Below are 26,613 nucleotides of genomic sequence, written 5' to 3' on the forward strand. Positions count from 1 at the left end.
TACCCATCGTGCTCTCGTCTCACTTCCATGCTCAGAGGATCAACTAACTCCTCTGCCACGAAGTCTGACGCGCGACACCAGCACCACTCCCCCTACGCGATCGCACCCACCGGGGTCTGGGTAGACCGGATGTCTGCGTGCGAGAACACCGCACGCAGCTACCTGACCGACCGGTTCGCCCAGACACTCGCGGGCGAGGCGATCCGGCCCGTCGACGACCCCGGCCGCCTGGCACAGGCCCTGGCCAACTGGGACATCCAGTCCCACCGCGCGCTGGCCCGCGACCTTGAGCCGTCCAACATCCTGCTCATCACCCGTACCCAGGGACTCGTCGCCGGCGCCAGCATGGTGCTCGTCGACGCGGCCGCCACCGCCGGCATCCTCGAGCCCTCGGACCGCCTGGTCCCCGCGATCGCCGACGCAGGCCGCTCCTGGAGCAATCTAGCCGGCCGCTGGGGAGACCTCGCTCCCCCGGGCGCTCGCCTCGACGAGCGCTTGGCTCGCGCGGCCGCAGAGGTCCGAGCCGCGTACCGCCAGATCACCCACAACACCACCACGCTCGCGGCGCCGGAAGTCATCGCCACCCGGCCAGGACTCCCCCAAGCCACCCTTGCGACCCTCCGTGCGATCAGGGCCGGCGCCGAGCTCGCGCACGTTGTCGCCGAGAAAGGCAACACGGCAGGTCTCACCGGGCCTGCACGGGCACTCTCGATCCGCGCCCACAACGACATCGAAGCCGGCTTGGTCGTTAATCCGCCGGAAGGCGACGTCGTCTGGGTCAGCCCGGCCGACATCCTTGCCCGCCGCAACGTACCGATACCGCGACCAGTGCGGGAGTCCCTGCGTACAGCGAGTGCAACGACGGTATCCGCCAGTGCAACGGCTGCAGCAACTGCTGACCTGACCATCGCCAACGGCGCCGACCGATCGCTCGATGTCGCGGCAACTTCCCCGGCCCTGAACCCGCTGCCCACGCGTCGACGGTCGCTGCTCGAGCCGGCCTTTACACCCCTACAACGGTTCGGCGGTGCCCAATCACGATGAGGAACCTATGTCCGAGACCACCTTGCCACGGCTACCAACTCCACGCGGAGGCGCCGGGCGATCCGTCCAGCGGCATCGCACAACCGCTGCGCATGGGTCACTTCCGACCCGTTCCTCCTGCGTTGATCGCTGCGGGCGCCTTCCTTCCCCTAGGTGACCGTAAGCAGTCACCGGCGAGACAACGGAGTGGATGCACGATGGCACGACCGACAGCAGCACAGAAGCAAGCACGTGAAGCGGCAGAACGCGCTCGCAAAGCCCGCGATACAAGCGCCGACCGACAGGTAGAAACCCCGGCGTTGTCGATGGCGACGGCGGGCTACGACCCGCTCCTGACCATCGAAGAGGTCTCAGAGTGGCTCGGGATTCCCAGAGGCACGCTCTACCAGTGGCGCACCCGCAAGCAGGGCCCTCGGGCCATCAAAGTCGGCGGAGCTCTTCGCTACCGACGCACCGAGGTGGAGACCTACCTGGACCAACACACAGATCCCCGCACTGCCTAGCACGCATACCCTCTAGCGAACGACCGCACAACGCGCCATCCGGAAGGCCCGCATGATCGGCAAGTACCCGTTCGGGATCGACCAGCCCGCATCGAGTGAGGCCGGCTGATGCCGCGCCCGCCGATGCCGCCAGGCACCTGGGGCACGATCGGCGTCTCCAAGACCGCCGCCGGCACCCATGAGGCCTCCGCTAACTATGTGTACTTCAGTGGCCGAGTGGCACGCGTCCGCGCCCGCGCTGACAGCGCCCAGGCTGCTCGCACCGCTCTGATCCGGAAGCTCCAAGAGCTCAACGGCGCCGAGGCCAGCGAGAACGAACTCACACCGCTGACCACGGTGGCTGAACTCGCTGTCTTCTGGCTGCGAGAGAAAGAGGCGCAGCAGGTGGCTACGAACTCCCTCAAGGCATACCGCAGCACGGTGAACAACCAGATCGTGCCCGTGATCGGAGAGCGACGGCTGCGCGATTGCCGGACGAGCACCCTTGACCGCGTCGTCAAAGATCGAGCCGCCCTTGGCTTCAGCCCCACCATGCTCCGCAAGGTCCTCCACGGAATGTTCGCCGTGGCCGTCCGTCACGACGTCATGGCCTCGAACCCGGTGCGGGACGTCGCGCGTATATCGAAACCGCGACGCGAGATCGAGTACCTCGACATGGACCAGATCCAGGACGTCCGCAGCCTCGTCGCAGAGTCGACCAGCAGCAAGCGACCGGGCCCACGGCCGACCACCGATCTCATGGACGCTGTCGACCTCATCCTGGGTACCGGCTGTCGCATCGGCGAGATCGGCGCGCTTATCTACTCCGAGATCGATCTGGCAGCCACACATCCCACACTTACCGTGTCCGGAACCATCATCACCGAGACCGGTGTGGGCACCTTCCGGCAACCGTGGACCAAGTCCAGCGCCGGCTACCGCACCCTGTTCCTACCACCGTTCGCCGTCGGGATCCTGCTACGGCGCCAGGTCGAGAACCACGCCAACCCGCACGGCGCTGTGTTCCCGACCCGCCGCGGAACCTGGCGGCAGATCTCAAACTGGGAACGGATGTGGAACCAGGTGGTCGACGACACCGCCTACGACTGGGTCACCTTCCACACCTTCCGCAGGTCGGTGGCCACCCTCATCGACCGTGAAGTGGGAATCGACGCTGCCCAGGCCCAGCTCGGTCACGAAGACAGCGACATCACCCGCGACTTCTACGTTCACAAGGCCACGGTCGCGCCCGATCTGACCGTCCATCTCGAGAAGTTCCGGCCCTCTACCTGACGGTCGCCCCACGAAGTCCCCCGTACGGGAGCGCTCGATACCCGGCGTGCACTCTGCCCCGCGCAGAGCGCTCTCGAGGTCTTGGCCGCGAGCGTTACTGGTCTGTTTCTGGACAGTTTCGTCATCAGATTCAAATCTCAGAGGGCCCCTGCCTGGACGTTTGCCCAGGTCAGAGGCCCTCTTCTGGCTCCCCCGGTTGGACTCGAACCAACAACCCTGCGATTAACAGTCGCATGCTCTGCCAGTTGAGCTACAGGGGATCGCTGTGGAGCGGAGAGAACCGTACCAAGCCGGACGCGGGGTCAGAAATCGGGGCCCGGGGCCCCGGCGTCGGTCCCGGGATCGGACCCGAGGTCGACGCCGACCTCGGCGGCGAGCTCGACGCGCAGGGCCGTCACGGCGTCGTGCACGCGGGGCGAGGCGGGATCGAGTCCGGCGTCGATCTCCTCGACCAGCAGCAGCGAGCCGTCGCCGCGGCGGCGCACGGAGACGGCCACGCCGAGCCGGCCCGCCACACTCCGCTGGCGGCGCAGGACGACCGACCGGGTGACCCGCTCGCGCACCAGCTGCAGCAGGCGTCCGGCGTCGTCGAGCGGCAGCCGCAGCGTCTCTCCCCCGGTCGTACGCACGGTGAGCGCGTCGTCGTCGGCGTCCCAGGCGGCGTCCGCGACGTCCTCCCACGGCAGGCGACGGTCGGGCAGGACGAGGGCGTCGCGGGTGCCGTGCACCTCGGCGCCGTGGGTCGTGCGGGCGCTCGCGAGCGGCCGCTCGCCGTCGGGGCGTCCGCGCCGTCGGAGCCGAGCCAGGGGGCCGGTCGGCGACCGTGGGGTCACTCGACGCCCACGATGTGGTCGCGCAGGGTGCGGCGGTGCTGCTCGAGCGCGGCGAGCTCGCCGAACATCCGATTGTACACGTCGGGCTGGTCGACGGGGTTGGTGCGCTGCAGCCGCGACTTCACCTCGGCGATGCGGCGCAGCACGGTGAGCTCCAGCAGCCGGACGACGTGCTGCTCGGCGTAGTGCTCGTCCGGCTCGCGGGCGGTGAGCACCGGCTCGACGCCGAGGGCCGAGATCGCCGACGACACCTCGGGACGTCCGGTCGCGGCGTCGCGCAGCCGAGCGCCCCACGTGGGGTCGCTCGCGGCGGCCGCGGGTCCGCCTGCGGCCTCGACGAGCTCCCACACCGCCCGGCAGGTCGGGTGGGTGAAGTCGTCGACGCCGGCCTGCGCCTGGCTGCGCGCGAGCGCCGCCGGGTGCTGGAGCAGCAGCTTGAGCACCTCGCGCTCGAGGGTGAACCGCGGGTCGCGCAGGTCGGGGCCCTCCCGGCGGGGCACGGGCTGCTCCCCCGGGGCTTCCGGCGACGCGCCGCCCCGCACGACCGTCTCGCGGGCCGGCTGTCCGGTGCCCGTCCCGGCCCCCGAGCCCTGCTTGGCCTGGCGGGCGGCGGCCCGCCGCACCTCCGCGCGCGCCTCGTCGGGGTCGACCCCCACGAGCTGGGCGAGCTCGCGGGCGAACGCGTCGACCTTCGAGCGGTCGCGCACGCTGGAGACCAGCCGGGCGCCCTCGCGCAGGGCGTCGACCCGACCGTCGGCGCGGTCGAGGTCGTGCCGGCCGACGACGTTGCCGAGCACGAAGCGGTAGAGCGGCACGCGGCGCGCGATCAGGTCGCGCACGGCCTCGTCGCCCTGCTGCATGCGCAGGTCGCACGGGTCGAGGCCGCCGGGCTCGACGGCCACGTAGGTCTGGGAGACGAAGTTCTGGTCGCCGCCGAAGGCCCGCAGGGCCGCCTTCTGGCCGGCGGCGTCGCCGTCGAAGGTGAAGATGACCTCGCCGCGGAACTCCTGGTGGTCGGCCAGGAAGCGGCGCAGCACCCGGGCGTGCTCGTCGCCGAAGGCCGTGCCGCAGGTGGCCACGGCGGTGCCGATGCCCGCCAGGTGGCAGGCCATGACGTCGGTGTACCCCTCGACGATGACCGCCTGCGAGCCGCGGGCGATCTCGCGCCGGGCGAGGTCGATGCCGTAGAGCACCTGGCTCTTCTTGTAGATCGCGGTCTCGGAGGTGTTGAGGTACTTCGCCTCGACCCGGTCGTCGTCGAAGAGCCGTCGCGCCCCGAAGCCGATGGTGTCGCCGGTGGCCTCGCGGATGGGCCACATCAGACGGCTGCGGAACCGGTCGTAGGGCGAGCGCCCGACGGCGGCCAGGCCGGCGGCCACGAGCTCGTCGGTGCTGAACCCGCGTCCGCGCAGGTGCCGGACGAGCGCCTCGCCGTCACGCGGGGAGAACCCGACCCCGAAGCGCTGCGCCGCGGCCTGGTCGAAGCCGCGCTGGTCGAGGAACTGCCGGGCGGTCAGCGCGTCCGGGGTGGCGAGCTGCTCGGCGTAGAACTCCTGCGCCTGACGGTGGGCGTCGACGAGGCGGCTGCGCTGCGGCCCGCGGTGGGCCGGGGCGTCGTCGCCCGACTCGTCGCGCTGCAGCTGCACCCCGGACTTCTCGGCGAGCCGCTCGACGGCCTCGGCGAAGGTGAGCCCGTCGATCTCCATCACGAAGCTGATGACGTCGCCGCCGGCCTGGCACCCGAAGCAGTGGTAGAAGCCGCGGCTGGGCGTGACGTGGAACGACGGGGACTTCTCGTCGTGGAAGGGGCACAGGCCCTTGAGCGAGCCGCCCCCGGCGTTGCGGAGGGTGACGTACTGCGCGACGACGTCGTCGATCCGGGCCTTCTCGCGGACCTCCGCGATGCTCTGCTCTCGGATGCGGCCGGCCACGAGCGCGATCCTACGGTCGGGTCCGCGGACCGCGGGTCAGGAGTCCCCCGCCACCCGGTTGGCCAGGGGCTCGCCGGCGGCGAACCGGCGCAGCTGGGCGGCGACCAGGCGGTGGGCCCGCGGCCACATGGCGCTGCTGGCCCCGCCGACGTGCGGTGAGACCAGCAGGTTCGGGGCCCGCCACAGCGGGTGCTCGGGTGGCAGCGGCTCGGGATCGACCACGTCGATCGCGGCGCTGATCCGGCCCTCGTGCAGGGCTGCGACCAGGGCGTCGGTGTCGACGACCGGCCCCCGCGCGAGGTTGACCAGGAGCGCCCCCGGACGCATCGCCGCGAGGAGCTCGGCGTCGACCAGGCCGCGCGACCGCTCGGTGAGCGGGAGGATCAGCACGACGACGTCGGCGTCGGGCACCAGCGTCGGCAGCTCGTCGACCCCGTGCACGTGGCCGCGCTCGTCGTCGCGGGCCGTGCGGGCGACCCGCACGACCTCGACCTCGAAGGGGGCCAGCCGCGCCTCGATGGCCGAGCCGATCGCGCCCGCCCCGACCAGCAGCACGCGCCGGTCGGCCAGGGCCGGGCGCCACTGCGGCTCCCAGGCGCCGCGGTCCTGCGCCCGGACGAAACCGGGCACGCCGCGCAGCGACGCGAGGACCAGGGTCAGCGCGAGCTCGGCGGTGGAGGAGTCGTGGATGCCACGGCCCGTGCACAGGTCGACGCCCGCCGGCACGCGTCCGCGCACGTGGTCGGCGCCGGCCGAGAGCAGCTGGACGGCCTGCAGCGACGTCATCGCCGGCAGCGGCTCGGCGATCACCGGGTCCATCCGGTAGGGCGGGACGTAGAGCGCGACGTCCGCGACCGACGCCGGCAGCGTCTCCAGCGCGGTCGGGTCGACGGTCTCGAACCGCAGCCCCGCCGGCGGGCCGTCGTCGCCCTGCGCCGCGAAGGCGGCGTCGAGGTCGGCGACGTCGAAGGGCAGCCAGACCAGTCGCTCGGCGGCCGGGGACGGGGTGCTCATGCGCTCCTCCTGCGGAGTCGGTCGTGCCACGAGACGGCGGTGACGTCGGTGAGCGAGGCGACCTGGTCGAGCACCACCCGGACGCACGCGGCGTCGTCGGGGGCGGCGCGCCAGTCGTCGGCGAACGGCGGGTCGAGCGCGTCGGGCCCACGCTCCAGCAGCACCTCGACGAGCTCGGCGAGCAGCTCGCGCTGCCGCTCCATCGCGACCAGCCGGTCGGAGGCCTGCATGACGTAGTGCGCCGCGATCGCCTTGAGCACCGCGATCTCCAGCAGGGTGCGCCCGGGCACGACGAGGTCGGCGCGGTGGCGGACGAGCGGGCCGCCGTCGGCGGCGGCGAAGGTGGCCGCCTGCACGGCTCCACAGAAGCGGCCGATCAGGTCGGAGGTGAGGTTCTTCAGGCCGGCGAGCGACCGACGCGAGCCGTCGTGGGCGGCCGTGGGCCAGCCGTCGACTCGCCGCAGACCGGCCAGGACGTCGTCGAGCTCGGCGTCGTCGGCGTCCGCCAGGCCCCAGGCGCGCAGCGTCGCCCAGACGGCCGGCGCGTCGAGGGCGTCCAGCCGCAGCCGGCCGGCCACGACGCCGTCCTCGACGTCGTGGACGCTGTAGGCGACGTCGTCGGCGAGGTCCATCACCTGCGCCTCCACGCACCGGCGTGGACGCTCCCCGGCGTCCGGCGCCGGCGCGCCCGCGCGGAGCCAGTCGAAGACCGGCCGGTCGTCGGCGTACACGCCGAACTTCACGGCGGTCGGACCGGACCCGCCGCGCGGCCACGGGTACTTGGTGCAGGCGTCGAGCGTGGCGCGGGTGAGGTTGAGCCCCACCGAGCGGCCCTCGGCGTCGACCGTCTTGGCCTCCAGCCGGGTCAGCAGCCGCAGCGTCTGCGCGTTGCCCTCGAAGCCGCCGCAGACCGCGCCGACGGAGTCGAGCAGGCGCTCGCCGTTGTGGCCGAAGGGCGGGTGGCCGAGGTCGTGGGCCAGCGCGGCGGTCTCGGCGATGTCGGGCGAGCAGCCGAGCGCGCGGGAGAGGTCGCGGGCGACCTGGGCCACCTCGAGGCTGTGGGTGAGGCGGTTGCGCACGAAGTCGTCGCTGTGGGGGCCGACCACCTGGGTCTTGGCGGCCAGCCGGCGCGACGCCGCCGCGTGCACCACCCGGGCGCGGTCGCGCTCGAACGGGCGCCGCACCGGCGCGTCGACCCGCTTGGGCGGCTCGGGCACGAGGCGCTCGGCGTCCGCGGGCGCGTAGCCGGGCTCGAGAGCGGGAGGCTCCTCGTGGAGCGGCGTCGGGGCGGGCATCGGCGCGAGCCTAGCCCCGTCCGGACGCGAGACCGCTCCCCCGCAGGCGCCGCGCCTCCTAGAGTGGTCCGCGACCACGCTCCCCAGCGTCCGCCTCCCCCTCACGAAGTGCCGCAGCCATGACCCTCGCCGTCGTCCCGGGCTACGCCGCGATCTCCGCGGCGCTCGTGACGAGCGTGCTCGGCGAGCTCGACCGAGCCGACGTGTGGGAGCGGCGCGGCACCGACCTCGTCGCCCGGCTGCTCGCCGACGACTGGGCGCGGCTGGAGGGCGCGGTGGCCGCCGCGGCCGCCGACCCGGCCGCTCCCCTCCCCGCGGCGTTCGCGTGGCGCTGCGCGTACGGGCTCCACCACCTCGGCGAGCTGCAGCGCGCCCGCGCGGTGGCGGCACGGGGCGCCGTCGACCCGTCCGCCTCCCGACCCGACCGGGCGCGGGTCGCCGCGCTGCGCGCGGCCCTGGCCTGGACCGCCGGCGACGAGGGCCGCTGCCGCGAGCACGCCGCCGAGGCCCGGACGCTCGCCGGCGACCATCCCGGAGCCGGCGCCTTCTCCTGGGTCGCGCAGGCCCTGCTGGCCGCGATCTCCGGCGACCGCGATGCCAACGCCCACGCCTACGAGCGCGGGCTCGCCTGCGCCCGCGCCGCCGGCGACCGGATCAGCGAGGAGCGCATCCTCAACAACCTGGGCTCCGCGGCCATCGAGGAGGGCCGCTACGCCGACGCCGCCGACCTGCTGGCCGCCGGGCTGGAGGTCAACGACCTCACCGGGCACCACTCCGGGCTCGCGGTGCTGCGGCACAACCTGGCCGAGGCGATGCTCGGCCGCGGCCGGCTGGACGAGGCGCTCCTGGAGGTCGAGGCCGCCCGCACGCTGTGGACGGCCATCGGCTCGCCCAGCGCGGGCGCGGCCTGGCAGGTGCTCGGCGAGGTGCAGGCCGCGCGGGGCAACGCCACGCAGGCCTCCCTGGCCTACCGCGAGGCGCTGCGGCTCGCCGAGGAGCAGGACGACGCGCAGACCGCCGTCCCGGCGCTGGCCGGCCTGGCGCGGGTCGCGGCGGCCGACGACCCCGACGAGGCCGACGCCCTGGTCTGCCGGCTGCTCGCCGCCACCGGCTCGGTCGGCGACGCCAACCAGCACCTCGCCGCAGGCTGGGTCCGGCTGCAGCGCGGGGCCGCCGAGGCCGCGCGCGGCCACGCGGCCCAGGCGGTCGAGGCCGCCGGACGCCACCGCGACCTCCCCCGCCTCGCCGAGGCCCTGCTCCTCTCAGCGCTCGCCGCGGAGCAGCCGGACGACGACGACCCGCGGGTGCGCGAGGCGCGCGACATCGGCGAGCGCCTCGACGCCCCGCTGATCGCGGCCCAGGCCGAGCTGGTCCGCGCGGGGCTCGGCCGCGACCGGCTCGCCCTCGACCTCGCGCTCGAGCGGCTGCAGATGCTCGGCGTCCACGACGACGCCGCCCGCATCGCCGGCCCCGCGCAGGCCGTGCGCGCCCGGCGTCCCGCGCCCGCGATCCGCGTGCACGCCCTCGGCCGGCTCTCGGTGCACCGCGACGGCGAGCCGGTGCCCGCCTCCGCCTGGCCCTCCCGCAAGGCGCGGGAGGTGCTGGCCGTGCTGGCCGGACGTGGCGAGCACGGCATCGCCCGCGGCGCGCTCGGCACGCTGCTGTGGCCGGAGGTCGCCGATGTCGGGCCGCGGCTCTCCGTGGCCCTCTCGCACCTGCGCTCGACCCTCGATCCCGAGCGACGCCACGCCGCCGACCACTACCTGCGTGCCGATCGCGAGCACGTGGCGCTCGACCTCGAGCACGTGGCGGTCGACGTCGTCGACTTCGAGCAGGCCGCCCGGGCGGCGCTGCGCGCCCACCGCCTCGACGCCCCGGACGCGCTGCGGCTGCTGGAGGCCGCCGCCGCCCGCCACACCGGCGAGCTGCTCGAGGACGACGCGGTCGAGGAGTGGGCGCTGGAGCTGCGGGACCGGATCGAGGAGCTCGGCCGGCGGGTGGTCGAGGCGCTGGCCGAGCGGCACGGGCGCGGCGCCGACCCGGCCGCCGCCGTGCCGTGGCTGGCCCGCCTGCTCGCGATGGACCCCTACGACGAGCCGACCTACCGGGCCGTCGTCACCACGCTGCGCCGGCTCGGACGCTACGGCGAGTCGCGCCGGTTCCACCGCACGTACGCGCTGCGGATGGCCGAGCTGGACGTGCCCGCACGCTCCTGGGAGGAGCTCAGCGGCGCGGCCGGCGACCCCGGGCTGACGGCCGTCACCGGCGGTCGCGGCTGACCTCGGCGCCCGTGGCAGACTCCGCCGCATGAGCACCCCCGAGGCGCTGTGGACCCCGCCCCGCGACGGCCGCTCCCGCCTCGAGCGGATGGCGGTCCGCCTGCACGACGCCGGCGTGATCACCGCCGAGGAGCGTGACGACTACGCGTCGCTGCACGCCTGGTCGGTGCGCGAGCCCGAGGTGTTCTGGCGCGAGACCTGGCACGAGCTCGGGCTGCCGCACACCGGCTCGACCACCCCGGCGCTGGCCTCGGCGTCGATGCCCGGCGCCACGTGGTTCCCCGACGTCCGGCTCAACTACGCCGAGGCGATGCTCGCCCTGCCGGGGCGGGCCGACGACGACGTCGTCGTCGTGGCGGCCTCGCAGAGCCGCGCCGAGGTCTCCCTGACCGCCGCCGCGCTGCGCGACCAGGTCGCGCGCGCCCGGGCGGGGCTGGTGCGCCTCGGCGTCGGCCGCGGCGACCGCGTGGCCGCCTACGCGCCCAACGTGCCCGAGACCCTCGTCCTGCTGCTCGCCGCCGCGAGCCTCGGGGCGGTGTTCTCCTCCTGCGCGCCGGAGTTCGGCACGCAGAGCGTCGTCGACCGCTGGCAGCAGATCGAGCCGACGGTGCTGCTCGCCGTCGACGGCTACCGCTACGGCGTCGGCGAGCGTGCGAAGGACGTCCACCGCGGCGCCGAGGTCGAGGCGCTGCGCGCCGCGCTGCCGTCGCTGACGGCCACCGTCCACCTCCCCTACCTCGACCCGTCGGCGCCGGCCCCCGCCGGCACGATCACCTGGGAGGCGCTCGTCGCGGAGCCGGGCCCGCTGGAGTTCGAGCCGGTGCCCTTCGACCACCCGCTCTACGTGCTGTTCTCCTCGGGCACCACGGGCCTGCCGAAGCCGATCGTCCACGGCCACGGCGGCATCGCGCTCGAGCACGGCAAGGCGCTCGCGCTGCACCACGACCTCGGCCCCGAGGACCGCTTCCTGTGGTTCTCCACGACCGGCTGGATGATGTGGAACCTGCTGGTCTCCGGCCTGCTCGTCGGCGCGACCGTCGTGCTCGTCGACGGCGATCCCGCCAGCCCCGACCTCGGCGCGCTGTGGCGGCTGGTCGCCGAGCACCGCGTCACGGTCTTCGGCACCAGCGCGCCGTTCCTCATGGCCTGCCGCAAGGACGGCCTGGTGCCGCGGGAGCTGGCCGACCTCGGCGCCCTGCGTCAGGTCGGCTCGACCGGCGCGCCCCTGCCGGCGGAGGGGTTCGACTGGGTGCACGAGGCCGTCGGGCCGGTGCAGCTGGCGTCGGTCAGCGGTGGCACCGACGTGTGCTCGGCCTTCGTCGGCGCCGCGCCGACGGTGCCGGTGTGGCGCGGCGAGATCTCCTGCCGGATGCTCGGCTGCGCCGTCGAGGCGCTCGACGAGCAGCACCGTCCCGTGCGCGACTCCCTCGGCGAGCTGGTGATCACCGCGCCGCTGCCGTCCATGCCGCTGGGCCTGTGGGGCGACGACGACGGCAGCCGCTACCGGGCGGCGTACTTCGACGACATCCCCGGCGTCTGGCGGCACGGCGACTGGATCACGATCACCGAGCGCGGCAGCTGCCGCATCACCGGGCGCAGCGACGCCACCCTCAACCGCGGCGGCGTGCGGCTGGGCACGGCGGAGTTCTACGCCGTCGTCGAGGCGCTGCCCGAGGTGCGCGACAGCCTCGTCGTGCACCTGGAGGACGACGAGGGCGGGGCCGGCCGGCTCGTGCTGCTGGTGGTGCTCGAGCCCGGCCGGGCGCTGGACGACGACCTGCGGCGCGCGATCGCCGTCGCGCTGCGCACGCACCTCTCGCCGCGCCACGTGCCGGACGACGTGCTGGCCGTCGGCGCCCTGCCCCGCACCCTCTCGGGCAAGCGGCTCGAGGTGCCGGTCAAGCGGATCCTCCGCGGCGCCGACCCCGAGGAGGTCGCCGCGGCCGGGGCGCTCCAAGCGCCGGAGTCGCTGGTGGAGATCGCGGCCCTGCGCGACGCCCACCTGCGCGGCTGACCGCGGCGGCTGACCTCGGCCGGCGGGTCCGACAGGTCCGGCGGCCGGCCGCCGAAGCTTCGGCGGTCGGCCGCCGAACCTGTCGGTGGGCGTTCGAACCTACGCACGCCCACCGGAAGGTCTCGTCGTGCCGGGACGGCCCGAGCCGCCGGCCATCCGGCCCGCCGCCCGGCCGGGCAGGTTGCGCCGGGGGTCGGGCGGCGTGCGGGGCGGGGCGGCGAGGTCGGCCGGCATCCGCAGGTCGACCGGCCGCAGCTCCGTGGCCGGGATCCAGCGCATCGCCAGCGACCAGGGCAGCTCGCCACCGCCGGACGCCCACGCCACCAGCCCCTCCCACTCCGCCGGCCGGCCCGGACGCTCCCGCTGACGCCACTCCACCAGCACGCCGAGGTAGACCGGCCCGTGACCGAGGCTGCCGCGCAGGTCGATCCAGACGGGCTTGGGATCGATGGCCTGGAAGAGGAACCGATCGGACGCGCCCACCCCGCCATTGGAACACATGTTCGACCCCTGCCGCACGGGGTCGGCCGCCACCCGGACGGGCTCGGAGCGCGTCGACCCGGCTGCCACACTCGCCCCCATGGAAGCCCCGTCCCCCGACCTCCCCGTCATCGTCGTCGGCGCCGGCATCGCCGGCGTGGCCTGCTCCCGCGCCCTGCAGGCGGCGGACGTGCCGGTGCGGTTGATCGATCGCGGCCGGCGTCTCGGCGGACGGATGGCCAGTCGGCGGCTCGAGGGACGTCCCGTCGACATGGGCGCCTCGTACTTCACCGTCTCCGACCCGCGGTTCGCGGCCGTCGTCGAGGACTGGCGCGCGCGGGGCGTCGCCCGGGAGTGGACCGACACCTTCACCGTGCTCGAGCCGGGATCCGCGCCCACGACCAAGACCGGTCCGATGCGCTGGTCCTCGCCGACAGGCCTGCGCAGCGTCGTCGAGGACCTCGCCGCGCCGCTGGAGGTCGAGCAGGCCGCGGTCGAGCAGGTGACGCTCGCCCCCGACGGCACGCTGAGCGTCGACGACCGTCCGGCCTCCGCCGTGGTGCTGGCGATGACCGACTCGCAGGCCCGCACCCTGCTCGGCGCGGGCCTGGAGGCCGATGCGGGCGTGCTGACCCGGGCGTCCGAGCCGGTCATCGCGACCGTCGCCTGGTGGGCCGAGCGCCTCTGGGACCTCGACGGCGCGTTCGTCAACGGCGACCCCGACCTCGCCTGGATCGCCGACGACGGCGCCCGACGCGGTGACGGCGCACCGTGCCTGGTCGCGCACTCGACGCCCGAGCTCGCGCAGCCGCACCTCGCCGACCCGCAGCAGGCCGGGCCCCCGATGGTCGCTGCACTGCGCCGCCTGCTCGACCTGCCGGAGCCGGCGGGCACCTACGTGCACCGGTGGTCGCAGGCGCGGCCGATCGGCGAGCGCGAGGCTCCGTTCCACCTCTCCGAGGCCGGCCTCGGCGTCTGCGGCGACGGCTGGGGGCCGGTCAGCAAGGTCGAGGGCGCCTGGCTCTCGGGCACCGCGCTCGGCGAGGCGATCGCCGCCCGGCACGCCTGACGGCACCGCACGGTCCGGGCCCGGCACCCGGCCGCGCGGAACGGGCCCCGGGGCCCGGGGCCTCCGAGCCGGTGGAGCGCGGGCTCAGCGCGGCAGGACGAACCCGACGCGCGTCGGCGTGCCCCGGCCGGCGCTGTTGACCGCCCGGATCTCGAGCCGGTGGCGGCCCGGACGCAGGTGGGTCACCGCGAGCTCGGGGAGCGCGCCGAACAGCCGCTCCCCGACCCAGCGGGGCGCGCCGCCGTCGAGAGAGACGCGGTAGGAGCGCACCAGGCCGCCGTGGTCGTCGGCCACCCGTTCCCAGGCGAGGCGCACGCTGCGGCGGTACGGCCGCACCCGGACGTCGGTGACGCGGCTGGGGGCCAGCGCGCCGCGGACGACGGTGGTGACCTCCTGGCGTCCGCCCTCGCGGTCCTCGGCCACGAACGTCACCTCGTGCCGCCCGCCGGACGGGACGCGCACGGACGCGGCATAGTCGACCACGTGGCCGGCGTCGGAGCCGTGCGGCACGAAGGGCGGCGCCGGCTCGAAGCCGCTGCCGTCGTCGTAGACCTGGCGCAGCACCTGCTGGCCGTCGACCAGGGCGGTCAGCACCGCGAGCCGCTCCCCCGCGGCCAGGCGACCGTAGACCTCGGCGGCCTCGGTGCGGCACAGCTCGACGCCGCGACAGATGGCCGGCACGAGATCGAGACGGTCCGCGGGCGCGTCGGCGGCGGCCGGCACGCAGAGCGCGCCGGGGATCGCCAGGACGGCCAGGGCCGCCGTCAGGAGACTGCGGGAGGAGCGGGGAGGTCGCACCGGCCCATCATGCCGGAGCCGGCGGCGGCTCGGGCTCAGCGCACCGACACGTGCACGTGGTCGAAGTGGTTGGCCGTGGCGGAGCCGCGGTCCTCCATCGTGCGCCAGCCCTCGCCGGCCCGCTCGGGGGTCCAGATGCGCTGCCGCCAGATGACGTCGAAGAGCCCGAGCCGAGCCGCGTTGGCGCGGAGGAACTCGGCGATCTGCGTGCCGAGGGCGACGTCGCTGGTCATGATGTCGAGCGCGCGTCCGGAGGCGTGCTCGCCGTGCGCGTCGTAGCCGCCGTAGCTGGTGATCTGCGGGAAGGCGTGGCAGACCGCGCGGTAGACGGCGACCGCGCCCGGCGTCAGGCCGTTCTCGACCGAGCCGTTCGGGCACGGCGCGCTCGAGAGCCCGCCGGCCGCCGCACGGGCCGTCGGCGTGGCCAGCGGCTTGGTGGCGGTGAGGTAGCCGGCGGTGACCCAGCGCGAGCGTCCCTTGATCGCCAGCTCGACGCGGTCGTTGGCCCGTCGGCCGGTGACGAGCACCTTGGCGCCAGGGTCGAGGAGCCCGACCTTGCGGGCGTCCTGCCCGGAGCCGTCCCAGAGGTTGAGCGCGGTGGTGGTCCAGCGGTGGGTGTCGGCGGCGGCGACGGCGGCCCGGGTGCGGGCGGCCTTGGCCTCCGCGACCTTGGCCGCGGCCCGTCGGGCCGCCTGCTGCGCGGCGCGCTGGGCGGCCTGGCGCTGGGCGGCCGAGGAGACGGCCTCGGACCGGTCGGCGTCACGCGAGAGCGGGGCGGGCCGACGGGCCGCGCTCGCCGAGCCAGACGGGCTCGCGGGCGCGGCGGCGTCCGCGACGCTCGCGCCGACGTCGGGCGAGCCGTCGGAGACCACGACGCCGAGGCCGACGGCGCCGACGGTCAGGCCGAGCGCGACGGGCGCGGCGACCCTCGCCGTGCGGCCCGGCTGGGCGGAGGGACCACGGACGCCCTCGCGGGCGGTGCGCAGCAGGGCGGTCGGGACGGTGGTGCGGAGGCGGGCAGTGGTGTCCCGCTTGTGGCGATGGTCTGCCACAGCGCTGATCCTTCGCTGTCGGGGCCCCCGGACGCGGTGCGCAGGGGGTGAGGCCGCCGTCAAATCCGGTCGGGATCGTCGCGACGCGCGCTCACAGGGCGCCCCCACTCAAGCACGACGGCGGCCGCGTGGCCGAATCTTCGCCGGATCCGTGACCCGGGTCTCAGCCGTCCGCGAGCGTCCTGGCCGGTCAGCCACCGGAGGCGGCGAGGGCGTCCTCGCGCTCCAGGGAGGCGGGCGTGCGGGTGTCGTCCAGCCAGCCGTCGGGCAGGGCGACGCGGGCGCGCGGGGAGCCCTGCCGCCCGCGCGGCGTCCCGAGCTCGCTGCGCGGGAACTCCTCGTCGGGGTCGAGCTCGGCCAGCAGGACGTCGAGCTCGGCCAGCGTGCCGATCAGCGCGAGCTCGCGGCGCAGGCGGCCGCCCGCGGAGAAGCCCTTGAGGTACCACGAGACGTGCTTGCGCCACTCCTTGCAGCCGCGCTCCTCGCCCATGTGGCGGCAGAGCAGCTCCGCGTGGCGGCGCATGATGTCGCGCACCTCGCCCAGCCGCGGCGTCTCCGCGACGACCGAGGCGTCGGGCACCTCCGCGGCGAACGCTGCGGCGAGGTCGCGGAAGAGCCACGGTCGGCCGAGGCAGCCGCGGCCGACGACGACGCCCGCGGCGCCGGTGTGCTCGACCATCCGCACGGCGTCGGCGGCCTCCCACACGTCGCCGTTGCCCAGCACCGGGATGTCGACGCGCGAGACCAGATCGGCGATGGCGTCCCAGTCGGCCCGGCCGGAGTAGGCCTGCTCGACGGTGCGACCGTGGAGCGCGATCGCCGCGCAGCCCGACTCCTGCGCGATCCGGCCGGCGTCGCGGTAGGTGAGGTGGTCGTCGTCGATGCCCTTGCGGGTCTTCATCGTGACCGGCACGTCGTAGGGCGCCGCGGCCGCGACCGCCGCCTCGAGGATCGACCCCAGCAGGTCGCGCTTCCACGGCAGCGCCCCGCCGCCGCCCTTGCGGGTGACCTTGGGCACCGGACAGCCGAAGTTGAGGTCGACGTGCGCGACGCCGTGCTCGGCGCAGAGGATCTCGACGGCCCCCGCGACGTAGCGCGGGTCGGTGCCGTAGAGCTGCACCGAGCGGACCGTCTCGAGCTCGTCGAAGACGAGCATGTCGCGGGTGTGCTGGTCGCCCTCCACGAGGCCGCGGCTGGTGATCATCTCGCACACGTACAGGCCCGCGCCCTGCTCGGCGCAGAGCCGGCGGTACGCGGCGTTGGTGATGCCGGCCATCGGGGCCAGCACCACCGGGGTGGCGACCTCGAGGGAGCCCAGGCGCAGGCCGGTCACCGGGGGGTGGCGGGACGCAGCGGCGTCACGGCGCCCGTCCAGGTGATCGGCGCGAAGTCCTGGACGGGCCGGAAGCTGACGCCGGCCAGCTCGCCCTTGCGCGGCACGAAGTAGATGAGGCAGACCGAGGTGGACGCGCCGGGCGCGAACCGCGAGGGCAGCACCGAGCCCGAGCAGGGCGTGAACCGACCGAGCAGCCGCGACGCCTCGACGAGGGTGTCGTCGGCGTCGAGGGCGTAGAGCGGCACCGGACGTCCGCCCAGGTCGGAGGAGCCGACGTTGGTGACCCGCGCCCGCACGAAGTACGGCGCGCTGGTGCGGGCCTCCTCGGGGATCTGCCAGCCGCTGAAGGACTGCCGGATCGTCGTGCTCTGCAGCCGGGTGATCGTGATCGCCAGGGCGCCGACGCTGCGCTGGTCGGGCCGGTACGCGACGGTGGCCCGCTGGCCGACGCGCAGCGACGTGCCCTGCGGGGTGAGGGAGACCCCCACCGGCACCGGCAGGTAGTCGGTGGCGCCGACGGAGCCGGCCGCGCCGGGCGAGGCCGAGCCGGACGCGTCGGTGGCCAGCGGATCGGTCGGGGCGGTGGACGGCCCGGACGCGCCGTCGGTGGGCGTGCTGCTCGCGGCCGGACGCTGGGGCTCCCCCGGCGTGGCGTCGTCGCTGCACGCCGTCAGGGCGGGGCTCGCCGCCAGCGCCAGCGCGCCCAGCAGCGTCAGGAGCCGGCGCGTGCGCCGCGCGTCACGATGCGTGGTCCCCATCTCTCCCCGTCCTCGTCGCCCGATCGACCAGTCTGCCCGAGCCGACGCCCCGATGCGGGACGTTCGGCCCGGTGCGGCGGTGTCGGCGGCCGCGTCAGCAGCCCACCAGCCGCTCGGCGAAGTAGCGCGTGATGCCGTCGAGGCTGAGGCGCTCCTGGCTCATGGAGTCGCGCTCGCGCACGGTGACCGCGTCGTCCTCGAGGGTGTCGAAGTCGACCGTGACGCAGAACGGGGTGCCGATCTCGTCCTGGCGGCGGTAGCGGCGGCCGATGGCGCCGGAGTCGTCGAACTCGACGTTCCAGGTGCGCCGCAGCTCGGTGGCCAGCGCCTTGGCCTTCGGCGAGAGGTCGGCGTTGCGCGAGAGCGGCAGCACGGCGACCTTGACCGGCGCGAGCCGCGGGTCGAGGCGCAGCACGGTGCGCTTGTCGACGCCGCCCTTGGTGTTGGGCGCCTCGTCCTCGTGGAAGGCGTCGACCAGGAAGGTCATGAGGCTGCGCGAGAGGCCGGCGGCCGGCTCGATCACGTAGGGCGTGTAGCGCTCGCCGGCGGCCTGGTCGAAGTAGGAGAGGTCCTGGCCCGAGTGCTTCGCGTGGGTGGAGAGGTCGAAGTCGGTGCGGTTGGCGATGCCCTCGAGCTCGCCCCACTCGCTGCCGGCGAAGTTGAAGCGGTACTCGATGTCGACGGTGCGCTTGGAGTAGTGGCTCAGCTTCTCCTGCGCGTGCTCGTAGTGGCGCAGGTTCTCCGGACGGATGCCCAGCTCGGTGTACCAGCGGGTGCGCTCGTCGATCCAGTGCTGGTGCCACTCTTCGTCCTCGCCGGGCTTGACGAAGAACTCCATCTCCATCTGCTCGAACTCGCGGGTGCGGAAGATGAAGTTGCCGGGGGTGATCTCGTTGCGGAAGCTCTTGCCGATCTGCGCGATGCCGAACGGGGGCTTCATCCGCTGCGAGGTGACCACGTTGGCGAAGTTCAGGAAGATGCCCTGCGCGGTCTCCGGACGCAGGTAGTGCAGGCCCGACTCGTCCTCGATGACGCCGAGGTAGGTCTTGAGCAGGCCCGAGAACTGGCGGGGCTCGGTCCAGGCGCCGCGGGTGCCGCAGTTGGGGCAGGCGACGTCGGCGAGGTCGACGGCGTCGGGGTCGTCGAGGCCCTTCTTCTCCGCGACCGCCTCCTGCAGGTGGTCGGCGCGGAAGCGCTTGTGGCACGACTGGCACTCGGTGAGCGGGTCGGTGAAGGTGTCGACGTGGCCCGAGGCCTCCCACGTCTGCCGCGGCAGGATGACGCTGGAGTCGAGGCCGACGACGTCGTCGCGGCTCTGCACCATGGCCTTCCACCACTGCCGCTTGATGTTGTCCTTCAGCTCCACGCCCAGCGGGCCGTAGTCCCAGGCGGAGCGGGTGCCGCCGTAGATCTCGCCGCACGGGTAGACGAAGCCTCGACGCTTGGCGAGGGAGACGACGTTGTCGACGGCGGACGGGGGCGGCTTGGCCACGACGGCTGCTCCTGGCGGTGGGCGGGTCGGCCGGCTGCCGGCCCGGGACGGCTGCGGACGGGACGGACCCGCACGCGGTGGCTCAGCCTAACGAGCGGGCGCCGGGGGCGTTCAGGTCGGTCCCGTCCTCGACGACCTCGTAGGCCGTCGGCTCGTCGAGCGCCCGCCCGAGCACCGGCACCGCGGTGAGCTTGACGTCGTAGGCGGACAGCGCGCGACGGTAGGCGCCCACGTGCTCCCACCGCGTCACCAGGGTCCACAGGGCGGGGTCGTCGGCGTTGCGGCCGATCTCGCCGGAGAGGTAGCCGGGCCGGGCCGCCAGGGCGTCGCGGGCCGCGACCAGGTCGGCGGCGAAGGTCGCCGCCTCCGGGGAGTCGGGGGTCACGCGGAACCGGACGACGACGAGCATGCGTCATCCAACCACGGGCGGATGGGCGGGCCCCGGTGTCGGTTTCCCCGGGCGCCCGGGGAAACCGACGCTCCGTGACGCGCACGGCACCCCGCCACGTCCAGGGAGGTGCCGTGCGCGTCACGCGAGCCGCCGCCGACCGGCGGACGACGACCAGCGGACGACCGACGGACGCCCCGGCTTTTGACAATCGTTCCCAGATCTCCTGAGAATCGTTGTCATGAAGATTCGTCGTCCCGGTCTCGCCGCCGGCCTCGTCGCCCTCGTCGCCACCGGCGCGCTGAGCGGCTGCGCCGCCTTCTCCGACGACGCGGCCGGAGGCCCCGCGGCGTCGGGCGGCGACGGACGCGTGCAGGTCGTGGCGGCCTTCTACCCCCTGCAGTTCGTCTCCCAGCGCGTCGGCGGCGACCTCGTCGACGTCACCGACCTGACGAAGCCGGGCGCCGAGCCGCACGACCTCGAGCTCGACCCGCGGCAGAACGCCTCGGTCGTCAGCGGCGACCTCGTGGTCTACGAGAAGGGCCTGCAGGCCAGCGTCGACGCCGCCGTCGAGCAGCGTCCCGCCGGCCGCGCGACGCTGGACGTCGTCCCCGCCGCGCGGCTGACCGACCTCTCCCACGACGGGCACGACGACGCCGCGCACGACCACGGCGGTGAGGAGGAGACCGGCCTCGGCGACCTCGACCCGCACTTCTGGCTCGACCCCACGCGCCTGGCCGACGTCGCCGACGCCGTGGCCGCGTCCCTCTCCGAGGTCGCCCCCGACCACGCCGCGCAGTTCCGGGCCAACGCCGCCGCGCTGCGGGCCGACCTCGAGCAGGTCGACGCCGAGTTCGAGCGCGGTCTGGGCGGATGCCGGCGCGAGACGATCGTGGTCTCGCACAACGCGTTCGGCTACTGGGACCGCTACGGCCTCGACATCGAGCCGATCTCCGGGCTCTCCCCCGACGCCGAGCCGACGCCCGCCGACCTAGCCCGGCTGCAGGACCTCATCCGCAGCGACGGCATCACCACGGTGTTCGGCGAGACCTTGGTGTCGCCGAAGCAGTCTGAGACGCTGGCCCGGGACATGGGCGTCTCCAGCGCCGTCCTCGACCCGATCGAGGGCCTGACCGATCGCACCGCCGACCAGGACTACCTCTCGATCATGCGCTCCAACCTCGACGCCCTGCGGAAGGCCAACGGATGCCGGTGATCGACCTGCGCGACGCCGCCGTCGCCCTCGGCGGACGGCCGGTGCTGCGCCACGTCGACCTGCGCGTGGAGTCGGGCGAGTTCGTGGCGCTCATGGGCGCCAACGGCTCGGGCAAGTCGACGCTCGTGCGCACGCTGACCGGCCTGCGCCCGCTGACCTCGGGCAGCCTCGCGCTCTTCGACACGCCGTTCGAGCGCTTCCACGCCTGGAGCCGCGTCGGCTACGTGCCCCAGCGGGCCAGCGCCGCCAGCGGCGTGCCGGCCTCGGTCTGGGAGGTCGTCGCCTCGGGACGCCTCACCCGGCGTCGGCTGCTGCGGCCGCTGGGGCGTGCCGACCGCGCGGCGATCGCCCGCGCGCTGGAGGTCGTCGGCCTCGCCGACAAGGCCCGCGAGGGCATCGGCGACCTCTCCGGCGGCCAGCAGCAGCGCGCGCTGATCGCCCGCGCCCTCGCCGGCGAGCCCGAGCTCTTCTTCCTCGACGAGCCCACCGCGGGCGTCGACCTGCCCAACCAGCAGGCGCTGGCCGACGCGCTCGGCGTGCTCAAGGCCGACGGCGCGACGATCGTCCTGGTCGCCCACGAGCTCGGCCCGCTGGCGCCGCTCGTCGACCGGTCGGTGGTGATGCGCGACGGCCGCGTGGTGCACGACGGCCGGCCGCTGGCCGACCACGAGGTGCACGCCCCGTGGGTCGGTGACGCCGGCGACCCGCACTGCCATCCCAGCGCGCGGCGGCAGGCCCGCCGCGAGCGCCACGGACTGCCCGTCCGCTCGCCGCTGGACCGACCCGAGCGGAGCCGCTGACCATGGACCTCTTCGCCTACGGCTTCATGCAGCGCGCCCTGATCGCGGCGGCCCTCACCGGCCTGGTCGCACCGGCCGTCGGCACCTACCTGGTGCAGCGCCGCCTGGCCCTGATGGGCGACGGCCTCGGCCACGTCGCCGTCACCGGCATCGCGCTCGGCCTGCTCACGAACTCCTCGCCGCTGTGGACCGCCATGCTGGTGACGGTGACCGGCGCCGTGCTGATCGAGCTGATCCGCGAGCGCGGCAGCGTCAACGGCGACGTCGCCCTCGCGCTGCTGTTCTACGGCGGCCTGGCCGGAGGCGTGCTGCTCACCGGCATCGGCGGCCAAAGCGCCTCGACGCTCCAGGAGTACCTGTTCGGCTCGATCCTCACCATCACGATCGCCGATATCTGGGCGGTCATGGGGCTCACCGCCGTCGTCCTGGCGATCGCCCTGGGGCTGGCGCCGCAGCTGTTCGCGGTCTCGCAGGACGTCGAGTTCGCGCGCGTCGCCGGGCTGCGGGTGCGGGCGTACAACCTGCTCATCGCGGTGCTCGCGGCGGCCAGCGTGACGGTCGCCATGCGCACCGTCGGGCTGCTGCTCGTCTCGGCCCTCATGGTGGTGCCGGTGGCCACCGCCCAGCAGCTGACCCGCTCCTTCCGCGCCACGCTGCTCGGCGCGATGGTGCTCGGCGTCGCCGCCTCGGTCGGCGGGCTGGTCGCCTCGGCCGTCGCGTCGTCGCGTGCCCAGGTCGCGCCGGGATCCACGATCGTGATCGTCGCCCTGCTCGGCTTCGCCGTCACCTGGCCGATCGGCTCGTGGCTGCGGCACCGACGCCGGCTGACCTCGCCCTTCGACGACGAGCCGCTGGACGGCCTCGGCGGACCGGACGGCCCGCTCGACGCCGCCCACCGCACCGTCACCGAGCCGCACGTGCACCGGCACGGCGCCGACTGCGGCCACGTCGCGGTGCCGCACGGCGACCACGTCGACTACCTGCACGACGGGCACCGGCACGCCCCGCACGAGGCGCACTACGACGAGCACTGACGGGCGCTGACGGGCGCTGACGGGCACTGACGGGCACTGCCCGCCGCGGGTCAGGCGCTGCCGTAGCGCCGGTCGCGCTCGGCGTAGATCTCGATGGCCCGCCACAGCGCGAGCCGGTCGACGTCGGGCCACAGCACGTCGGTGAAGACCATCTCGGAGTAGGCGGCCTGCCAGAGCATGAAGTTGGAGAGCCGCTGCTCGCCCGACGTGCGCCACACCAGGTCGGCGTCGGGCAGCTCGGGCAGGTAGAGGTGCCGGGCGAGGACCTTCTCGTCGACCTTCTCCGGGTTCAGCCGCCCGGCGGCCACCTCGCGGGCGATCGCCCGGGCGGCATCGGCGAGCTCGGCGCGTCCGCCGTAGTTGACGCACATCGTCAGGGTGAGGACGTCGTTGTCCTTGGTCAGCTCCTCGGCGACCTGCAGCTCCTTGATCACCGAGCGCCACAGCCGGGGCGCACGACCGGCCCAGCGCACCCGGACGCCGAGCTCGTGCATCTCGTCGCGGCGACGGCGGATGACGTCGCGGTTGAAGCCCATGAGGAAGCGGACCTCCTCGGGCGAGCGGCTCCAGTTCTCGGTGGAGAACGCGTAGGCCGAGATCGCCTTCACGCCGATCTCGATGGCGCCCTCGACGACGTCGAAGAGCGACGACTCGCCCTCCTGGTGGCCGCGGGTGCGCGGGAGGCCGCGCTCCTTGGCCCAGCGGCCGTTGCCGTCCATGACGATGGCGACGTGCCGGGGCACCAGCTCCGGCGGGAGCGCGGGCGGACGGGCCCCCGACGGGTGCGGGGTGGGCGGACGGACGGCGCGCTTCACGAGGCGGGAGCCTAGCTCTGACGGTCGCCGGCGCTCGCCGGCGCTCGCCGGCGCTCGCCAGCGCACGTCGGCGCTCGTCACAGCACGTCAGCGCTCGACGTGCTCCAACGAGCGCAGGCCGCGCTCGAGGTGCCACGACAGGTACGCGGCGACGAGCCCGGACGCCTCGCGCGCGGTGCGCTCGTCGGCCCGGGCGACGACCGGCCAGTCGCCGGCGAGGAGCGCGCCGAGCAGCACGACCGCCTCGCTCGACGGGCCGGCCGAGCCCGGGATCCGGCAGGTGGTGCAGAGCATGCCGCCCATCGAGGGGTTGAACCACCGGTGCGGGCCCTCGAGGCCGCAGTGGGCGCAGGCGGAGAACGAGGGCGCGTAGCCCGCGACCGCCAGGGAGCGCAGCAGGTAGGAGTCGAGCACCGCGCCCGGACGCCGGTCGTCGGAGGTGAGCGCCCGCAGTCCGCCGACGAGCAGCAGGAACTGCTGCAGCGACGGCTCGCGCTCCTCGGTGACCAGCCGCTCGGCGGTCTCGAGCATCACCGTGCCGGCGGTGTAGCGCTCGTAGTCGAGGCCGAGGCCGGAGTGGAACGGCGTCAGGGTCTCGGCCTGGGTGACGGTGTCGAGCGAGCGGCCCTCGGCCAGCTGCAGGTCGACGTGCATGAACGGCTCGAGCCGCGAGCCGAACTTCGAGGTGGTGCGCCGCACGCCCTTCGCGACCGCCCGGATGCGTCCGTGGTGGCGGGAGAGGAGGGTGATGATGCGATCGGCCTCGCCCAGCTTGTGGGTGCGCAGGACGATCGCCTCGTCACGGTAGAGCGGCACGCACCCATTGTGCGGGGTGCGCGGGCGGGGCCGCGTCCCGGCGCGCGGGGGCGGCTCAGGCGCCGGCGCGGCGTCCGCGCCGGGTTCCGCGCCAGCAGGCGGTGGCGAAGGCGATGGCCAGGCCGTCGAGCCGCTCCGGCGAGCGGCGCCACTCCAGGATCGAGCGGGCCTCGACGAAGGTGGCCTGCGGCAGCTCCTCGGCCAGCATCGCCGCGTCGGCGGCGGGGTGGATGGGATCGGCCGGGTGGCCGACCACCAGCGCCGGGACGTCGATGCGGCGGCGCTCGCGCGAGGGCGGGGCGATGCGGCCGAAGAACAGGCCGTGGACCACCGCGGCCATCGGGCCCGGCCGCTGGTCGAGGGTGTCGAGGGCGATGCCCGCCCAGAACGGCAGGGGACGGCGCGGCACCCAGCGGGTCGCCAGCCGCACGGCGGTCACCGAGAGCGGGACGAACCGGGCCGCGAAGAGCAGCGGCGCGAAGGCCAGGATTCCGGCCTCGAGCGCGTTGTCGAGCACGGGCATCTCGACGATCAGGCCGCGGACGCGCTCCGGCGCGATCGCGGCGACCTCCAGCGAGACGTTCGCGCCGAGCGAGGTGCCGCCGATCACCGCCTGCGCCGCGCCGAGGTGGTCGAGCAGGGCGACGACCTGCTCGGCGAAGGCCGTGACGGAGTACGCCAGCGGGTCGTCGGGACGGTCGGAGCGACCGTGGCCCAGCAGGTCGAGCGTGACGACGTGCAGGCCGGCCGCGGCCAGGGTGCGGGCCAGAGGCTCCTGCATGCGTCGCGGCATCAGCTGCCCGTGCAGCAGCACCACCCAGGAGTCGCCGCTGCCGTGCTCGGTGTACTCGAGCCGGTCGCGGTGACCGTCGACCTCGACGAAGAACTGCCCGACCTGCTCTGCGACCAGCATGGGCCGACCCTAGCCCGGACCCCGCGGGTCGCCGGGGAGCGTCCGGATCAGCCCCGGATCAGCCCGGGGGCCAGGTGAGGTCGCGTCCGCCGAGCACGTGCAGGTGGGCGTGGAACACCGTCTGACCGGCCTCGGCACCGGTGTTGAAGGCGAGGCGGTAGCCGGCGAGCCCCTCGAGCCGGGCGATCTCGGCGGCGGCCGTCAGCAGCTCTGCGGCCACCAGCGGCTCGGCCGCGGCCAGCGCGGCGGCGTTCTCGTGATGGCCGCGCGGGATGACGAGCACGTGCGTCGGCGCCTGCGGGGCGATGTCGCGGAAGGCCAGCACGTGCTCGGTCTCGTGCACGACCTCGGCGGGGATCTCGCCGGCGAGGATCCGGCAGAACAGGCAGTCGGGGTCGCGGGGTGCGTCGCTCACGGGCCGAGCCTGCCACAGCCTCCGGCGCGTCGGGTGGCCCGCGGCGTCCGCCCCGGGCGAGGCTGTCGGGGTGACCCGCCTGACGTCCCGCCTCGCCTCCGCCGTCCTCCCGTTCGCGCTGCTGGTGCCGCTGGCGGCCTGCGGCGGCGAGTCGCCCTCCCCCGTGGCGGACGCCGGGTCGCCGAGCGCGACCCCCGACCCGACCGGCGCGAGCAGCACGGGCGGCTCCCCGACCCCGAGCGCCGGCGGCTCGCCGTCCTCCTCCCCCACCGTGGCGACCGACGGCGAGACCGCCTCCGGCATCGGCACCTCCGACACCGCCGTCCCGCTCTACTGGGCCGGCAGCCGGGGGGCGACCTTCCAGGACCGGCTCTACCGGGAGTTCCGCCGCACCCAGGGCGATCCGCTGACGGGCGCCGCCAACCTGCTGACGAACGGCGCGCCGGGACGCTTCACCTACCGCTCGCTGCTGCCCCGCCGTCCCGTCGACTCGGTCGTCGTGCGCGACGGTCGGATCGTGATGACGGTCGCCGATCCGCGCTGGCGCAGCCCCGGTCGGCTGACGCCCGCGCAGGCCCGCCTCGCCGTGCAGCAGCTCGTCTACACGCTCCAGGGCGTCGCCCAGCAGCGGCTGCCGCTCGAGCTGCGGATCGACGGCAGCGACGGCCCGCAGCCGCTGCTCGGCCTGTCGACCACCGACGGCATCGCCGCCGCGCCGTCCGGCACGACGCTGTCGCCGGTCATGATCACGACCCCGGACGAGGGAGCGCGGCTCGACCTGCGCCGCATCCGCATCACCGGCACCGCGGACGCGCCCGAGGGCACCGTCCGGTGGCGGATCGCCGACGGCGGGGGCGAGACGATCAAGGAGGGCTTCGTGACCACCGCAGGGTTCGGCCGCCAGTACCCCTGGAGCGTCGACGTCGACCTCTCGAAGAACACCGTGTCCCCGGGCGACGAGGTCACCGTCTACGCCTTCCTGGACGACTACTCCGACGAGGTCAAGTTCCCGACCGACGGCCGGGGGATCACCCTGCGGTGATCCC

At 74.6% G+C, this 26,613-nt stretch carries 25 protein-coding genes and 1 tRNA gene; 10 read left to right on the top strand and 16 right to left on the bottom strand.

What is annotated here, in order from left to right:
• The first annotated feature begins 129 nt into the window (after positions 1 to 129).
• From K8Z61_RS15165 to xerC, 3 genes are all read left to right on the top strand, one after another.
• Positions 130 to 1,044 carry a hypothetical protein gene (locus K8Z61_RS15165; protein ID WP_224130737.1) on the top strand — a complete coding sequence of 305 codons (915 nt, stop codon included), beginning with the start codon at positions 130 to 132 and terminating at the stop codon, positions 1,042 to 1,044.
• A 305-nt stretch (positions 1,045 to 1,349) separates the two neighbouring features.
• A complete protein-coding gene (locus K8Z61_RS19390) occupies positions 1,350 to 1,547 on the top strand; it encodes an AlpA family transcriptional regulator (protein ID WP_224130907.1) in 198 nt (65 codons plus the stop codon).
• A 108-nt stretch (positions 1,548 to 1,655) separates the two neighbouring features.
• Complete coding sequence (xerC, locus tag K8Z61_RS15175) at positions 1,656 to 2,819, top strand: tyrosine recombinase XerC (RefSeq protein ID WP_183593694.1); 1,164 nt, start codon at positions 1,656 to 1,658, stop codon at positions 2,817 to 2,819.
• A gap of 184 nt (positions 2,820 to 3,003) precedes the next feature.
• On the opposite strand, the gene K8Z61_RS15180 is transcribed toward xerC, so the two are convergent.
• From K8Z61_RS15180 to K8Z61_RS15200, 5 genes are all read right to left on the bottom strand, one after another.
• A tRNA-Asn gene (locus K8Z61_RS15180) sits at positions 3,004 to 3,079 on the bottom strand.
• A 42-nt stretch (positions 3,080 to 3,121) separates the two neighbouring features.
• Entirely contained in the window at positions 3,122 to 3,652 is a 531-nt protein-coding gene (locus K8Z61_RS15185) for a hypothetical protein (RefSeq protein ID WP_224130738.1), read from the bottom strand.
• Positions 3,649 to 5,583, bottom strand: coding sequence for a DNA primase (gene dnaG / locus K8Z61_RS15190; RefSeq protein WP_224130739.1), 1,935 nt, complete (start codon positions 5,581 to 5,583; stop codon positions 3,649 to 3,651). The genes K8Z61_RS15185 and dnaG overlap by 4 nt, the downstream gene beginning before the upstream one ends.
• A gap of 36 nt (positions 5,584 to 5,619) precedes the next feature.
• Entirely contained in the window at positions 5,620 to 6,597 is a 978-nt protein-coding gene (locus K8Z61_RS15195; RefSeq protein WP_224130741.1) for a 2-hydroxyacid dehydrogenase, read from the bottom strand.
• A complete protein-coding gene (locus K8Z61_RS15200) occupies positions 6,594 to 7,892 on the bottom strand; it encodes a deoxyguanosinetriphosphate triphosphohydrolase (RefSeq protein ID WP_224130743.1) in 1,299 nt (432 codons plus the stop codon). Before K8Z61_RS15200 ends, K8Z61_RS15195 begins: the two co-directional genes overlap by 4 nt.
• Before the next feature lie 119 nt (positions 7,893 to 8,011).
• Here K8Z61_RS15200 and K8Z61_RS15205 point away from each other — a divergent pair, with 119 nt between their 5' ends.
• Positions 8,012 to 10,171 (top strand): BTAD domain-containing putative transcriptional regulator, encoded by a 2,160-nt coding sequence (locus K8Z61_RS15205; RefSeq protein WP_224130745.1) that lies wholly within the window; start codon positions 8,012 to 8,014, stop codon positions 10,169 to 10,171.
• Between the two features lie 28 nt (positions 10,172 to 10,199).
• Positions 10,200 to 12,185 (top strand): acetoacetate--CoA ligase, encoded by a 1,986-nt coding sequence (locus K8Z61_RS15210; RefSeq protein ID WP_224130747.1) that lies wholly within the window; start codon positions 10,200 to 10,202, stop codon positions 12,183 to 12,185.
• Between the two features lie 99 nt (positions 12,186 to 12,284).
• On the opposite strand, the gene K8Z61_RS15215 is transcribed toward K8Z61_RS15210, so the two are convergent.
• Entirely contained in the window at positions 12,285 to 12,668 is a 384-nt protein-coding gene (locus K8Z61_RS15215) for a hypothetical protein (RefSeq protein ID WP_224130749.1), read from the bottom strand.
• A gap of 97 nt (positions 12,669 to 12,765) precedes the next feature.
• On the opposite strand from K8Z61_RS15215, the gene K8Z61_RS15220 reads away from it, so the two are divergent.
• The gene (locus K8Z61_RS15220; protein ID WP_224130751.1) at positions 12,766 to 13,734 is read left to right on the top strand and encodes an NAD(P)/FAD-dependent oxidoreductase; all 969 of its coding nucleotides are present in this window, start codon (positions 12,766 to 12,768) and stop codon (positions 13,732 to 13,734) included.
• A gap of 84 nt (positions 13,735 to 13,818) precedes the next feature.
• Here K8Z61_RS15220 and K8Z61_RS15225 read toward each other — a convergent pair whose 3' ends face one another.
• From K8Z61_RS15225 to K8Z61_RS15250, 6 genes are all read right to left on the bottom strand, one after another.
• The gene (locus K8Z61_RS15225; protein ID WP_224130753.1) at positions 13,819 to 14,532 is read right to left on the bottom strand and encodes a fibronectin type III domain-containing protein; all 714 of its coding nucleotides are present in this window, start codon (positions 14,530 to 14,532) and stop codon (positions 13,819 to 13,821) included.
• Between the two features lie 35 nt (positions 14,533 to 14,567).
• Positions 14,568 to 15,584 carry a mucin-2 protein gene (locus K8Z61_RS15230; RefSeq protein WP_224130754.1) on the bottom strand — a complete coding sequence of 339 codons (1,017 nt, stop codon included), beginning with the start codon at positions 15,582 to 15,584 and terminating at the stop codon, positions 14,568 to 14,570.
• Positions 15,585 to 15,774: 190 nt separating this feature from the next.
• On the bottom strand, positions 15,775 to 16,917 hold the full coding sequence (gene dusB, locus K8Z61_RS15235) for a tRNA dihydrouridine synthase DusB (RefSeq protein ID WP_224130756.1): 1,143 nt from the start codon (positions 16,915 to 16,917) through the stop codon (positions 15,775 to 15,777).
• Complete coding sequence (locus tag K8Z61_RS15240; RefSeq protein WP_224130758.1) at positions 16,914 to 17,678, bottom strand: hypothetical protein; 765 nt, start codon at positions 17,676 to 17,678, stop codon at positions 16,914 to 16,916. Before K8Z61_RS15240 ends, dusB begins: the two co-directional genes overlap by 4 nt.
• A 94-nt stretch (positions 17,679 to 17,772) precedes the next feature.
• Positions 17,773 to 19,170 (bottom strand): glycine--tRNA ligase, encoded by a 1,398-nt coding sequence (locus tag K8Z61_RS15245; protein WP_224130760.1) that lies wholly within the window; start codon positions 19,168 to 19,170, stop codon positions 17,773 to 17,775.
• Positions 19,171 to 19,252: 82 nt separating this feature from the next.
• A complete protein-coding gene (locus K8Z61_RS15250; RefSeq protein WP_224130761.1) occupies positions 19,253 to 19,579 on the bottom strand; it encodes an antibiotic biosynthesis monooxygenase in 327 nt (108 codons plus the stop codon).
• 220 nt (positions 19,580 to 19,799) lie between these two features.
• On the opposite strand from K8Z61_RS15250, the gene K8Z61_RS15255 reads away from it, so the two are divergent.
• From K8Z61_RS15255 to K8Z61_RS15265, 3 genes are read left to right on the top strand one after another with little or no spacing between them, the layout of a single operon-like run.
• Positions 19,800 to 20,774: a metal ABC transporter substrate-binding protein gene (locus K8Z61_RS15255; protein WP_224130762.1), complete on the top strand. Its 975-nt coding sequence runs from the start codon at positions 19,800 to 19,802 to the stop codon at positions 20,772 to 20,774.
• Positions 20,765 to 21,574 (top strand): metal ABC transporter ATP-binding protein, encoded by an 810-nt coding sequence (locus K8Z61_RS15260; RefSeq protein WP_224130763.1) that lies wholly within the window; start codon positions 20,765 to 20,767, stop codon positions 21,572 to 21,574. Before K8Z61_RS15255 ends, K8Z61_RS15260 begins: the two co-directional genes overlap by 10 nt.
• A gap of 2 nt (positions 21,575 to 21,576) precedes the next feature.
• Positions 21,577 to 22,608 (top strand): metal ABC transporter permease, encoded by a 1,032-nt coding sequence (locus tag K8Z61_RS15265; protein ID WP_224130764.1) that lies wholly within the window; start codon positions 21,577 to 21,579, stop codon positions 22,606 to 22,608.
• A gap of 50 nt (positions 22,609 to 22,658) precedes the next feature.
• Here K8Z61_RS15265 and K8Z61_RS15270 read toward each other — a convergent pair whose 3' ends face one another.
• From K8Z61_RS15270 to K8Z61_RS15285, 4 genes are all read right to left on the bottom strand, one after another.
• Positions 22,659 to 23,423 carry an isoprenyl transferase gene (locus tag K8Z61_RS15270; protein ID WP_224130765.1) on the bottom strand — a complete coding sequence of 255 codons (765 nt, stop codon included), beginning with the start codon at positions 23,421 to 23,423 and terminating at the stop codon, positions 22,659 to 22,661.
• 87 nt (positions 23,424 to 23,510) lie between these two features.
• Complete coding sequence (gene recO / locus K8Z61_RS15275) at positions 23,511 to 24,239, bottom strand: DNA repair protein RecO (protein WP_224130766.1); 729 nt, start codon at positions 24,237 to 24,239, stop codon at positions 23,511 to 23,513.
• A gap of 55 nt (positions 24,240 to 24,294) precedes the next feature.
• Positions 24,295 to 25,152, bottom strand: a complete 858-nt coding sequence (locus tag K8Z61_RS15280; RefSeq protein WP_224130767.1) for an alpha/beta fold hydrolase — start codon at positions 25,150 to 25,152, stop codon at positions 24,295 to 24,297.
• 58 nt (positions 25,153 to 25,210) lie between these two features.
• Entirely contained in the window at positions 25,211 to 25,567 is a 357-nt protein-coding gene (locus K8Z61_RS15285) for an HIT domain-containing protein (RefSeq protein WP_224130768.1), read from the bottom strand.
• A 70-nt stretch (positions 25,568 to 25,637) separates the two neighbouring features.
• On the opposite strand from K8Z61_RS15285, the gene K8Z61_RS15290 reads away from it, so the two are divergent.
• The gene (locus K8Z61_RS15290; RefSeq protein WP_224130770.1) at positions 25,638 to 26,609 is read left to right on the top strand and encodes a Gmad2 immunoglobulin-like domain-containing protein; all 972 of its coding nucleotides are present in this window, start codon (positions 25,638 to 25,640) and stop codon (positions 26,607 to 26,609) included.
• Positions 26,610 to 26,613: the final 4 nt, after the last annotated feature.

Source organism: Nocardioides sp. TRM66260-LWL (genome assembly GCF_020075545.1).
Lineage (GTDB): Bacteria > Actinomycetota > Actinomycetes > Propionibacteriales > Nocardioidaceae > Nocardioides.

Excerpts from the sequence above, each read along its gene's own strand:
- K8Z61_RS15165 (WP_224130737.1), top strand. The coding sequence starts at position 130 with ATGTCTGCGTGCGAGAACACCGCACGCAGCTACCTGACCGACCGGTTC.
- K8Z61_RS19390 (WP_224130907.1), top strand. The coding sequence starts at position 1,350 with ATGGCGACGGCGGGCTACGACCCGCTCCTGACCATCGAAGAGGTCTCA.
- xerC (WP_183593694.1), top strand. The coding sequence starts at position 1,656 with ATGCCGCGCCCGCCGATGCCGCCAGGCACCTGGGGCACGATCGGCGTC.
- K8Z61_RS15195 (WP_224130741.1), bottom strand. The coding sequence starts at position 6,597 with ATGAGCACCCCGTCCCCGGCCGCCGAGCGACTGGTCTGGCTGCCCTTC.
- K8Z61_RS15200 (WP_224130743.1), bottom strand. The coding sequence starts at position 7,892 with ATGCCCGCCCCGACGCCGCTCCACGAGGAGCCTCCCGCTCTCGAGCCC.
- K8Z61_RS15205 (WP_224130745.1), top strand. The coding sequence starts at position 8,012 with ATGACCCTCGCCGTCGTCCCGGGCTACGCCGCGATCTCCGCGGCGCTC.
- K8Z61_RS15210 (WP_224130747.1), top strand. The coding sequence starts at position 10,200 with ATGAGCACCCCCGAGGCGCTGTGGACCCCGCCCCGCGACGGCCGCTCC.
- K8Z61_RS15220 (WP_224130751.1), top strand. The coding sequence starts at position 12,766 with ATGGAAGCCCCGTCCCCCGACCTCCCCGTCATCGTCGTCGGCGCCGGC.
- K8Z61_RS15240 (WP_224130758.1), bottom strand. The coding sequence starts at position 17,678 with ATGGGGACCACGCATCGTGACGCGCGGCGCACGCGCCGGCTCCTGACG.
- K8Z61_RS15250 (WP_224130761.1), bottom strand. The coding sequence starts at position 19,579 with ATGCTCGTCGTCGTCCGGTTCCGCGTGACCCCCGACTCCCCGGAGGCG.
- K8Z61_RS15255 (WP_224130762.1), top strand. The coding sequence starts at position 19,800 with ATGAAGATTCGTCGTCCCGGTCTCGCCGCCGGCCTCGTCGCCCTCGTC.
- K8Z61_RS15260 (WP_224130763.1), top strand. The coding sequence starts at position 20,765 with ATGCCGGTGATCGACCTGCGCGACGCCGCCGTCGCCCTCGGCGGACGG.
- K8Z61_RS15265 (WP_224130764.1), top strand. The coding sequence starts at position 21,577 with ATGGACCTCTTCGCCTACGGCTTCATGCAGCGCGCCCTGATCGCGGCG.
- K8Z61_RS15280 (WP_224130767.1), bottom strand. The coding sequence starts at position 25,152 with ATGCTGGTCGCAGAGCAGGTCGGGCAGTTCTTCGTCGAGGTCGACGGT.